The sequence below is a fragment of the Serratia sp. TSA_130.1 genome (assembly GCF_052691795.1).
Genome location: NZ_JBQZFS010000012.1, coordinates 17607 through 28808 on the forward strand (window position 1 = coordinate 17607; position 11202 = coordinate 28808).

Consider the following 11202-nt stretch of genomic DNA (forward strand, 5'->3'; position numbering starts at 1 on the left):
TTTGAAGTGATAACCAATATAATAATGATTATCATTTGAGTTGATTCCGCGCTAAATTACTCGCCGATATTTGCTATGTCAATAAACGTAAGCACTTCTTTCATTTCGAAATCATGACATAAACGCTGTGGGTTTTACGCATGCCGATGATAAGCATTGCTATTTGATCCCACAGCGTTGTTTTAACGCGTTCGACTACTTTTCTGTGGCGGGCTGCGGCTCCGGTTTGTGCAGCGTAACCTGGCGCAAACCGGTCATGGCGAACAGCAACAGGATGCCGAGCAGCGCCGCGCCAAAGCCGAAACCGCTGGCGCTCATCGCTGGCAGCATAAAGGCGCCCATCGCCCCCAGCAGCAACGCGCCCAGCGCATCGCCCACCACGTTCTGCGCCGTCCACAGACCGTTAATGCGGCCAAGGAAATTGTCCGGCGTCAGGCCCTGGATCAGGCCGTATTGCAGCAGCGAGTTCAGCGCGCTCAGGTAGCCAAACGCCACCAGGCACAGCAACGCCAGGCTGTACCACGGCATCAGGCCGAACAGGCCAATAGAGGCGAAAGCCGCGATCGCCGTCAGCAGCATCACCCAACCGGGGCGCGCCACGTGTGCCACGCGCCCGCTGGTGAACGCACCAATAGTCGCGCCAAGCGGCACGGCGGCGTACATATAACCGAGGTGGGCTGCGTCGATGCGCCAGCTTTCCGCCATCGCCGGGTACAGCACGCGCACCGCGCTGGCCATGGTCAGCAACGCGCCGATCAGCGCCACCATGCCGATCACCTTGTTCTGGAACAGGAAGGCGAAACCGCCCGCCAGCGCGCGCAGCGGATGTTCACGCGGCTGCGGCGGCGGCATCAGCTGCGGCAGGCTCAGCAGCGGCAGCAACGTCAACAGGGTGCCGAACGCCGCCAGGCCGTAGTTCCAGGCGATGCCCATATGGGCGATCACCAGGCCGCCGATGGCCGGGGAAAGAATCGAGCCGAAGCGCACCGTCAGCATGCTGATGGCGCCCGCCTGCACGATGTTTTCGCGGCCCACCAGCGCCGGCGTGGCCGCCAGCAGCGCCGTCACCCCCACTGCGCCGAAGAAACCGTCCCACACCGCCAGCAGATAAATGGCCGCCAGCGAAGGTGACGGCAACAGGGCGTTGAGGCACAGGCCGACGAACCCGATGCCGCAAGTGGAGCGCGCGAACAGGATCAGCCGGCGCCGCTCATAGCGATCGGCCAATACGCCGCCCATCAGCAGCCCGGCGAACATGCCGCCGCCGGCCAGCGTCACCGCCAACCCGACCTGCAGGGTGGAACCGGTCAGCGCCTGGATCTGCACCGGGATGGCGATCGCCATCAACCCCAGCGCCACAATGGAGATGAAACGCGCGCAGAATACCGCGCGAAAGGCCCGGTGGGTTTTCAGCAGGCTAAAATCAAGCAGGATGGAGGGTTTGCTACTCATCGGTTGTTCACCACATCTTTAAACGGGGATTCTGCAGTTGCGGAGCGCTATGCTAGCACAGATAACGAAATCAATAATGATAATAGAAATCATTGATATTCAATTGTGAGCGGACGCAAGAAATGCCGCCAAACGCGGGGCAATCCCCGTGCCTGGCGGCGAGATGACGGGCGTTATTACAGCGTGCGCAAAATCCGGTTCAGCAGCGGCCCCAGCACTTTGAACGACGCCGGCGAAACGATATCGACATGCGCGCAGTCGAGTTCGTGCGCCTGCAGCGCATCGACGTACTGCGACCAGGTCTGCTGCACGTCCATCCCTGCCTGCAACGTGCGTTTGGCGACGAACAGCGTCGCCTGGCCGTGGAAGCGGGCGGTCCGCGTGTGCGACAGCAACCGCACCGAATCGGCGTAGTTGGCTTCGATGTTGTCGAACATCATGGTGCGCGTCTCGCCCAGCGCCGGATCGAGCGTATCCTGCGACACCGCCAGGAACTGTTCGCGCTCGCGCTGCACTTCCTTCAACACGTTGTCGTCCAGCATCACGTCCCAGTTTTGGGTCTCCGGCGGATAGGTATCCAGCAGGCCGAGGAACGCCACCTGCTCGCCGCTCGCCTGCAGCCGGGCGGCGATGCCCTGGGCCAGCGTGCCGCCCAGCGAGTAGCCGATGAAGTGGTACGGCCCGTGCGGCTGCACCTGCAGCACCGTCTGCAGGTGCGCCTCCACCACCTGGTCCATGTCTTCGCTCAGCGCCAGCGGGCCGTCCGGCCGCGGCGACTGAATGCCGACCAGCGACCAGTGCTGATCGAGATAGCGCGGCAATACGCTGAACTGCCAGGAGAAACCGGACGCCGGATGCAGACAGAACAGCGTCGGCCCCTCGGTGACGCGCAGCGGCAATACGCTGTCGAAGCCACTGCGATCGGCCTCTTCCTGCGTGCGATCTTCCGCCAGCAAGGCGGCCAGTTGCTCGACGCGCGACGCCACCATCACCTGGCCGACGGACACCGCCTTGCCCAGATCGCGGCGCAGCTCGGCCGCCAGACGCATCGCCAGCAGCGAATGGCCGCCCAGCGCGAAGAAATCGTCGTCGGCGAACACCTGCTCGCGCTGCAGCAGGCGGGCGAATACCGCGGCGATCTCGCTTTCCAACCCGGCCTGCGGCGGACGCCCTGCCTTGCGCTCACCGCCCTGCGGCTGCGGCAGAGCCTTGCGATCCAGCTTGCCGTTGGCGCTCAGCGGCAAATCGCGCATTTCCACCAACGCCACCGGCACCATGTGCGGCGGCAGACGGTCGGCCAGCGCCGCGCGCAGGGCTTCCGCATCCCAGCTCGCGCCAGGCTGCATCACCAGATAGCCCACCAGCTGGCGCGCATCGCCGCCGGCGTCCACCGGCGTGCCCTGCAGCACCCGCGCGTGCGTCACCGCCTGGCGCACGCCCGGCAGCGACAGCAGGGCGTGGTCGATTTCACTCAGCTCGATACGCTGCCCGCGGATCTTCAGCTGATCGTCGCTGCGGCCCAAATATTCCACCGCGCCGTCCGGCAGCCAGCGCGCCACGTCGCCAGTGCGGTACATGCGCCCGCCCTCACCGAACGGATCGGCGACAAAGCGGCTGGCGGTCAGATCCGGCCGGCCAAGGTAGCCGTGCGCCAGCTGGACGCCGGTCAGATACAGATCGCCCGCTACGCCCGGCGGCACCGGCCGCAGACGCGCGTCCAGAATGCGCAGCCCGGTGTTCCACACCGGCAGGCCAATCGGCACGTTGGCGCCGGTCACCTTCGCCAATGCCTCGCCGTAGGCCGGATGCCAGGTCACGTCCACCGCCGCTTCGGTCGGGCCGTAGAGGTTGTGCAGCGGCACCGCCGTGCGGCTTTGCCACAGGCGGCACAGCTCCGCCGGCAGCGCTTCGCCGCTGCAGAACACCTGGCGCAGCGCGGCGCAGCTCGCCACCGCCGCGTCGTCGTCCAGGGCGGCAACGAAAGCCGCCAGCATCGACGGTACGAAGTGCATCGTGGTAATGCGGTGTTGAGCGATCAGCTGTTGCAGCTGCTGCGGATCGCGGTGCGCCTCCGGCGGCGCCATCACCAGCCGGGCGCCGACCATCAATGGCCAGAAGAATTCCCACACCGAGACATCGAAACTGCACGGCGTTTTCTGCAGCACCGCGTCGTCCGCCCCCAGCGGATACTGATGTTGCATCCACAGCAGGCGGTTGACGATCGCCTGATGGCCGACCAGCACGCCTTTCGGGCGCCCGGTGGAGCCGGAGGTAAAGATGATATAGGCCGCATGGTCCGACGTCGGGCCCGCGATCGCCACCCCGGCGGCGTGATCGGCCGCCAGCGGCGCGTCATACAGCAACATGTCGCCCTTGTCGGCGAAACGCGCCTGCTGCGCCGGGTGAGTGATGATCAAGCGGGGCGCGGCGTCTTCCAGCATCATCGCCAGCCGCTCGTCCGGATAACCGGTGTCCAGCGGCAGGTAGGCGGCGCCCGCTTCGACGATCGCCATCAACGCCAGCGACAGGAACACCGACCGCGGCAGCGCCACCGCCACGATGTCGCCCGGCCGCACGCCCTGCGCCACCAGTTGGCGCGCCAGCGCCGTGACCTGCTCGCGCGTTTCGCGGTAGGTGAAGCTGAAATGCGCATCCGCCAACGCCGGCGCGTCCGGCGTGGCTTGCGCCTGCTGCGCCAGCAATTGGCTCAGCGTGGTCGCCGGCACCGGATGCGCCGTGTCGTTGATCCGCGCCAGCAGCGCGCGATCGTCGGCGGTCAGCATATCGGCCTCGCCGATCGGCAACGTTGCCTGCGCGGCGAACTGCGCCAGCAGCAGCGGCAACCGTTGCAGGTGCGCCTGCAGCTCCTGGCGGCTGTAACGTTCGGCATTGGCCAGCAGCTCCACCTTCAATTGGTGGTGTTCATCGATAAACAGCGCAATCTCCAGATCGCGCACCGGCCCGGAGGCCAGATCGTGGGTAATGCCCTCGATGCCGGCGAAATCCAGCTGGTAATCGAACATTTTGAAGTTGAAGACCGTGCCGTACAGCGGTTCGCCGTCGCCGATGCGCCCCAGATCGCGCTGCACCTGTTCGGCGTCGTAGCGCTGATGGCGGCGCACCGTTTTCAGCTCGCGGCTGATGCGTGCGGCGGCCTCATACAGCGTGGCCTGCGGCTCGAGATGCATCTCCATCGGCAGCACATTGATCACCGGGCCGGCGGCGCACAGGGCGGCCGAGCCGGTACGGCGCATGAAGATAAAACCGGCGCTGAAGCTCGGTTGGCCGCTCAGGCGCGATACCCACAGCGCCACCAACGCCACCGCCATATCGGCGGCGTTCAGCTTCTGCTGCGCGCCACGCTGCACCAGTTCGGCGAAGGCCTGCGGATCGCAGCGCTGTTCCAGCCGGTGGATGCGCGGCGTGGGCGTTTGCCCGGCCAGCGGCTGCGGGCAGATCGTGGCCGGCGGCGGCAGCTGCCGCGCTTTTTCGCGCCAGAAATCGGCGTCGCGTTGCCAGGCCGGCGCCTGCCGGTAAGCCTGGTATTCCGCCACCACGTCGCTGAACGCCGTGAAAGGCGTCGGCTCCAGCGCGTCGCCGCGGCAAAGATGGGTATAAATCGCCGCCACGCGGCGAGCGATGGCGGTGAAGCTGAAACCGTCCACCAGCAGATGGTGATAACGCTGATACCAGAACCAGCGATCGTCCGCCAGGCGCATCACCACATGGCGATACAGCGGTGCGCCGTTGCCGGCGCGCAGATCGCTCGCCAGATCGATATCCATCAGCGCGCGAGCGGCGGCTTCGGGATCCGACGACGTCGTCAGATCGACAAGTTCCGGCGCATGCACCGCCAGCGAGTCATCCAGCCATTGCACCGGCACGCCGTCGCGTTCCGCAAAACGCAGCCGCAGCATGTCCACCTCGCCGAGACCCCGGGTGATGGCCTGCAGCAGGGGCTCCACGGCGACGGGGCCGTTGAGTTCGATGGCATGCGCCACCGCGTAAGCATTGCGATGCGGAGAGATTTGATCGGCGACCCAAATGCCGGGTTGCGCCGCGACCAGCGGCCATTCGCCCGCAAGCGCCGGGCCGCTGAGAGAGTTAGGGGTGTGTGACACTGCTTATTGCTCCCGTGATTACCAGGCGCCGGTCACGCCTTGCGTGCTGCGACCGGCAGAATATCTTGCCAATGCTGTTCCAGCCACTCGGCGCACTCGGTGCGCGCCGCCGGGCCAAATACGATCGTCCAATCGGGTGGAATGGCGCGGAAATCCGGCCACAAACTGTATTGTTGTTGTACGTTGCGCAGCACCAGGCTGCGCTGCTGTTGATCATCGAACGGATTCAGGCTTTCCATCCTGCGTTCCTTGTGCCGCCGTCGTTACCGATGCCGGATAAGCGGTGGCGAAAGCGGAAGCCCACACCGCCTGCAGCCCGTCGGTCAGGCCGCTGCGCCAGCACAGCGCGTCGTGCCCGCCTTCCACCACCCGGTAGTACACCCGATGGCCGGCTTCGCTCAGGCGCGCCGCCATTTGCCCGCTGACCTGATGCACCAGCTTTTCCTGCGTACCGGCTTCCATAAATACCTTCAGCGCGCCGTGGTTGCCCAGGCCGTGGCGTTCGACCTGTTGCATCAGCCAGCAGGCGTCGTCGGGAATGCTCGGCAGCTGCAGCATGTCGCGCCGCGGCCACCAATAGGAGCCGGACTGGGTGATCACCGCGCCGAAGCGCTGTGGCCAGCGCAGCCCGGCGTACAGAGAGGCCAGGCCGCCAAAGCTTTGCCCCGCCACCACCGTCTCGGCCGGATTGTCGCTGTGCGGCGCCCATTCGGCCAGTTGCGGCATCAGTTCTTCCTGCACCGCCAGCCAGAAATCGTCCTTGCAGGTCAGCTCACGCGCCCGGTGCGGCAGATCGATAATATCGATCAGCACATACACCGCTTCCGGCAACGCCCCCTCGCGGGTCAGTTGCATCAACGGCGCCCAGACCGGCATTTGCTTCGCCCAGAACTGGCCGTCGAGCAGGATCGCGAGCGGGCGTTCGGCCGGCTTGCTGTCGCCGGTGGTGTAGATCCAGACATCGCGGCTGTTGCCCAGACGCTCGCTCTGCCAGGTATGGCGCTGCAAACGCGCCGGCAGCGGCGGCGTGCAGCGCCCGCTGGCGATCTCATACTCATCGAACGAGCGCCACACCGGCTGCGGCGGCGCATCCGGCATGTGCAGACCGGAAACGCTGTGGCCGCTGGCGCTTTGCCAGGAGCGATAGGGGTTGAGCAGATCGGGAGTGGCGCAGGCGAACACCTGGTGCCACCAGTGACGCAGGTTGTGCATGTTGGCGTGCGCGTCGTCGTCGCTGAACGCCGGCGGCCGCTCGTCAAAACAAGGAATAAAGCAGTAGCTGCCGCGCCAGGCGCCGTTCAGCTCGGTCTGCCAGTACCATACGTCGGTACCGGCCAAACGCAGCAGGCTTTGCGGCGGATTCGGCTGATGGTGGTCGGTCAGGCAGTTGATGTTGATCCACACCCGGCGGTAGGCGGAAGTCAATTCGCATCCCTGCGGATCGCGCCAGAAAAAGGTGGTTCGCCACCGGCCGTTACCCGCCGGTTCTACCCATGGCGTACCGCGTCGTGCCACCGTCAACCACCACCCTGGACTGCCCGCATTGCTGCTGGCCAATAATCTGCTGCTTTCTGACTCTAGTTCTGTATTCACAACGCCTACCCATTTTGTAGTTGGCGGCACCGGGAACGTCGACTTTTCCCTATCGCCGGCCACCGCCCGAACACACTGTAGGCCAAATACTATTGATAATAATTTGCATTTGCAATAGTGTGTAAGGCTTGGAGATCGTGCTGGTATTGCGCGCAACGGACAGGGATCGGGGATACATCAATGGCATCCCTTGCCGCAGCCGATTTTCTATTCCGACTACACAAAAACTACAACCGCCTTTCCCCCATTCGGCGAGGGAGGGCAGCAAGGTAGGACACTCAAATGAAAAGCAAGCTATCACGTTATTCTTTGGCCACTCTTATCGGCTTGGGATTGGGCGCGTCCGCGTTCGCCAACGCCGCGCAGCAGACCGACACCCCCACCACGGAAGAAAACAGCGGCACAGCGGATAAAAAGCCGCGCGGCGAAGACACCATCGTCGTGACCGCCGCCCGGCAGAACCTGCAGGCGCCGGGGGTATCCACCATCACCGCCGACGAGATCAAGAAACGCCCGCCGGCGCGCGACATCAGCGAACTGATCCGCACCATGCCCGGGGTTAACCTGACCGGCAACTCCACCAGCGGCCAGCGCGGCAACAACCGCCAGATCGATATCCGCGGCATGGGCCCGGAAAATACCCTGATTCTGATCGACGGCAAACCGGCCTCCAGCCGCAACTCGGTGCGTCAGGGCTGGCGCGGCGAACGTGACTCACGCGGCGATACCGCCTGGGTGCCGCCGGAAATGATCGAACGCATCGAAGTGCTGCGCGGCCCGGCTGCGGCGCGCTATGGCAACGGCGCCGCGGGCGGCGTGGTCAACATCATCACCAAGAAGGCCGGCGATGCGCTGCACGGCTCGCTGAACGGCTACTTCAACGTGCCGCAGCACAAGCAGGAAGGCGCCACCAAGCGTACCGATTTCAGCCTGTCCGGCCCGCTGAGCGATTCCCTGAGCTTCCGCCTGTTCGGCGGCTACAGCAAAACGCAGGCCGACGCCTGGGACATTAACGAATCGCACAAATCCGAACGCGTCGGCGCCTACGCCAACAGCGTGCCCGCCGGGCGCGAAGGGGTGGTCGATAAAAACATCGACGCCTTGCTGCACTGGGATTTCGCCCATCTGCAGTCGCTGGAGTTCGAATACGCCTATGGCCGCCAGGGCAACCTGTACGCCGGCGATACTCAGAACACCAACACCAACGCCCTGGTGCAGAGCAACTACGGCAAAGAGACCAACCGCATCTACCGTGAAACCTTCGGCCTGACCCACCGCGGCGCCTGGGACAACGGCGTGAGCACCAACAACTACGTGCAGTTCGAACGCACCCGCAACACCCGTATAAACGAAGGGTTGGCCGGCGGCACCGAAGGCATCTTCGATACCAAGAACACCGGTTTCGGCACCACCAAGCTGGACGACTTCCTGGCACACAGCGAAGTCAGCGTGCCGTTCGAGCTGGGCGTTTCACAGACCGCTACGCTGGGTACCGAATGGAGCCAGCAACGCATGAAGGACGGCACCTCCACCAGCCAAACGCTGATGGGCGGCACCATTCCCGGCATGACGACCGGTACGCGCAGCCCTTACGCTTCCGCGCATATTTTCTCGCTGTTCGCCGAAGACAACATTGAACTGACCGACACCACCATGCTGACGCCGGGTCTGCGCTACGATCTGCATTCGGAATCCGGCAACAACTGGAGCCCGGCGCTGAACCTGTCGCAGGAACTGGGCGACTACTTCACGCTGAAGATGGGCATCGCGCGTTCCTATAAAGCCCCGACCCTGTTCCAGACCAACGGCAACTATCTGCTGTACAGCAAAGGCCAGGGATGCGCCGGTAGCGATACCAGAAACGGCTGCTACCTGCTCGGCAACGACGATCTGAAGGCGGAAACCAGCGTCAACAAAGAGATCGGGCTGGAGTTCCATAACGACGGCTGGCTGGCCGGCGTGACCTACTTCCGCAACGATTACCACAACAAGATTGAAGCGGGTAACTCCCGCATCGCCACCAGCAGCACCGGCACGGCGGTCTATCAGTGGGAAAACGTGCCGAAGGCGGTGGTGCAAGGGCTGGAAGGCTCGCTGAACGTGCCGGTCAGCGAGACCGTCACCTGGAGCAACAACGCCACCTACATGATCGAGAACAAGAACAAGACCACCGGCGATTACCTGTCGGTGATCCCGAAGTTCACCGTCAACTCGACCCTCAGCTGGCAGGCCACGCAGGATCTGTCGATGCAGTCCACCCTGACCTGGTACGGCCGTCAGAAGCCGAAGAAGTACAACTACCAGGGTAAACCGGCCACCGGCGGCGAAACCCGCGAGGTTAGCCCTTACGCCGTCGTCGGCGCCAGCGCGACCTATGATCTGACCAAAAACGTCAGCCTCACCGCCGGCATCGACAACCTGTTCGATAAACGCCAGTTCCGCGCCGGCAACGCGCAGAACGTCGGCGATCCGAACACCGGTGCGATCAACATCGCCGGTGCGGGCGCGGCCACCTACAACGAACCGGGCCGCACCTACTACATGAGCATCAACACCCACTTCTGATGACATGAACCAACGACAAAGGGGTGCTCAGCACCCCTTGAGGTAAATGACAAAGCGGATGACGTTGCCGGGCTTTCATTAGGCGACAGATAGAAAACAAGGAAAATCAATTCATTGATTTTCGGCTGATAACCACAAAGGAGGAAAAACCACGCTTTTTCCTCCTTTATCAGCCACGAGAAAGGGCGCCGCGGCGCCCTTTTTTTATCTTTCCATTCAGTTATTTGGTGTGTAGCTGAATGCGCACCACGCTTTCGGCTGTGCCGGCCTTGGTGGCAGCGCCGTCGTTTTTCACCGTTACGAACAGCGCATCGCCTTTCGGATCCAACGCCAGGCTGTTAGGGTGCGGCGGCAGGTCTACGGTTTGCAGGCGCTTGAGGGTCTTGGCGTCGAACACCGTCAGCGTCCCGGCACCGTGATCCACGCGCACGCCCTTGCGGTTGGCGACATACAGCCGCTGGCTGCGCTCGTCGAGCAGCAGACCTATCGGCACTTCATCCGTCAGTTCGCTGGCCAGCACCTTGCCGCTGTCCGCATCCAGCGCGAACACCCGGTGGCCGCTGCTGCGCTTCACGTAGCCGCGCCCCAGATGATGGTTGCGGTAGTCGTCGCGGTCGATGCCCTGATCGACGCCCAACAGGCGGTTGCTCGCCGGGTCATACACCAGGTTCAGCAACTGATCGGCCTGCACCTCGTGCGTGGCGGCGATCGCCAACGTGTCGGCGTTCAGGGTGATCACCTGCCCCTGCATGTTGGAGACGAACACTCTGCGGCCCTTCTCATCCAGCGTGATGCCCACCGCGTTGTAACCGAAGCCCGGGATCACTTTCTCCAGCTTGCCGGCCTTGGTATCGACCACGTACAGCACGCTGTCGACGCCGAAGCCCAGCCCCGGCAGGAACAGGCGGCCGCTTTGCGCGTCATATTTAATCTCGCGGATGCGGTACAGGTAGTCCTCAGTGATCTTGAACTTCTTCAGCTCCGCCAGCAGGAAATCCAGGCGCTTGCCGCTGATGCCCGCCTGCTTGTAGGCCTGCTCCAGCACCGCTTTATCCAGCAGCTTGATGCTGTCGAGCGCATGGTTGGTGGTGGTGTCCACCACCCCGACTTCGCCGTTGAAGGCCTGCGTCAGGTACAAACGGTTGCCCGCATCGTTCAGCGCCACGCCGAAGCCTTTCACCTTCAGCGGGATCTCCGCCTTGATCGCCAGGGTGTTGGGATCCAGCCGCAGCACGCGGGAGCGCGCTTCTTCCTTCCAGTCCGGCGCACTGACGAACAGCGCCTGCTGCGAGGTGCTGTAGGCCATCTCCACCACCGCCGACGACAGCGCCTGGCGCTTGATGTCCTGCGGTTTGATGCCGGCATCGTCCGCCTGCGCGGCGCCGGCGACCACCAGAGAGGCCGCCACCAGCAGCGACAGTAACGCGCGCGGGGTTGCTAGGGTTCCAGACATCCTTTTATCTCCTTGAAA

6 protein-coding genes are annotated in these 11202 nt (G+C 63.8%); 1 reads left to right on the plus strand and 5 read right to left on the minus strand.

Translation table 11 applies throughout. The annotated features are described in order from the left end of the window. Window positions 1–195: 195 nt before the first annotated feature. From entS to fes, 4 genes are all read right to left on the minus strand, one after another. Entirely contained in the window at window positions 196–1452 is a 1257-nt protein-coding gene (entS, locus tag ACUTQY_RS24415; protein WP_033641586.1) for an enterobactin transporter EntS, read from the minus strand. Between the two features lie 176 nt (window positions 1453–1628). Further along, window positions 1629–5573, minus strand: coding sequence for an enterobactin synthase subunit F (locus ACUTQY_RS24420; protein WP_046688081.1), 3945 nt, complete (start codon window positions 5571–5573; stop codon window positions 1629–1631). A gap of 32 nt (window positions 5574–5605) precedes the next feature. Beyond that, window positions 5606–5812 (minus strand): MbtH family protein, encoded by a 207-nt coding sequence (locus ACUTQY_RS24425; RefSeq protein ID WP_033644173.1) that lies wholly within the window; start codon window positions 5810–5812, stop codon window positions 5606–5608. Then, entirely contained in the window at window positions 5787–7166 is a 1380-nt protein-coding gene (fes, locus tag ACUTQY_RS24430) for an enterochelin esterase (RefSeq protein ID WP_084710312.1), read from the minus strand. The genes ACUTQY_RS24425 and fes overlap by 26 nt, the downstream gene beginning before the upstream one ends. A gap of 282 nt (window positions 7167–7448) precedes the next feature. Between fes and ACUTQY_RS24435 the strand changes: the two genes are divergently transcribed. Further along, window positions 7449–9731 (plus strand): TonB-dependent siderophore receptor, encoded by a 2283-nt coding sequence (locus ACUTQY_RS24435; protein ID WP_046688080.1) that lies wholly within the window; start codon window positions 7449–7451, stop codon window positions 9729–9731. A 220-nt stretch (window positions 9732–9951) separates the two neighbouring features. On the opposite strand, the gene ACUTQY_RS24440 is transcribed toward ACUTQY_RS24435, so the two are convergent. Continuing rightward, on the minus strand, window positions 9952–11184 hold the full coding sequence (locus ACUTQY_RS24440; RefSeq protein ID WP_046688079.1) for a YncE family protein: 1233 nt from the start codon (window positions 11182–11184) through the stop codon (window positions 9952–9954). Window positions 11185–11202 lie beyond the last annotated feature (18 nt).

Bases quoted from the DNA above. Each gene is read 5' to 3' on its own strand.
- entS (WP_033641586.1), bottom strand. From the start codon at position 1,452: ATGAGTAGCAAACCCTCCATCCTGCTTGATTTTAGCCTGCTGAAAACC.
- ACUTQY_RS24425 (WP_033644173.1), bottom strand. From the start codon at position 5,812: ATGGAAAGCCTGAATCCGTTCGATGATCAACAGCAGCGCAGCCTGGTG.
- ACUTQY_RS24435 (WP_046688080.1), top strand. From the start codon at position 7,449: ATGAAAAGCAAGCTATCACGTTATTCTTTGGCCACTCTTATCGGCTTG.
- ACUTQY_RS24440 (WP_046688079.1), bottom strand. From the start codon at position 11,184: ATGTCTGGAACCCTAGCAACCCCGCGCGCGTTACTGTCGCTGCTGGTG.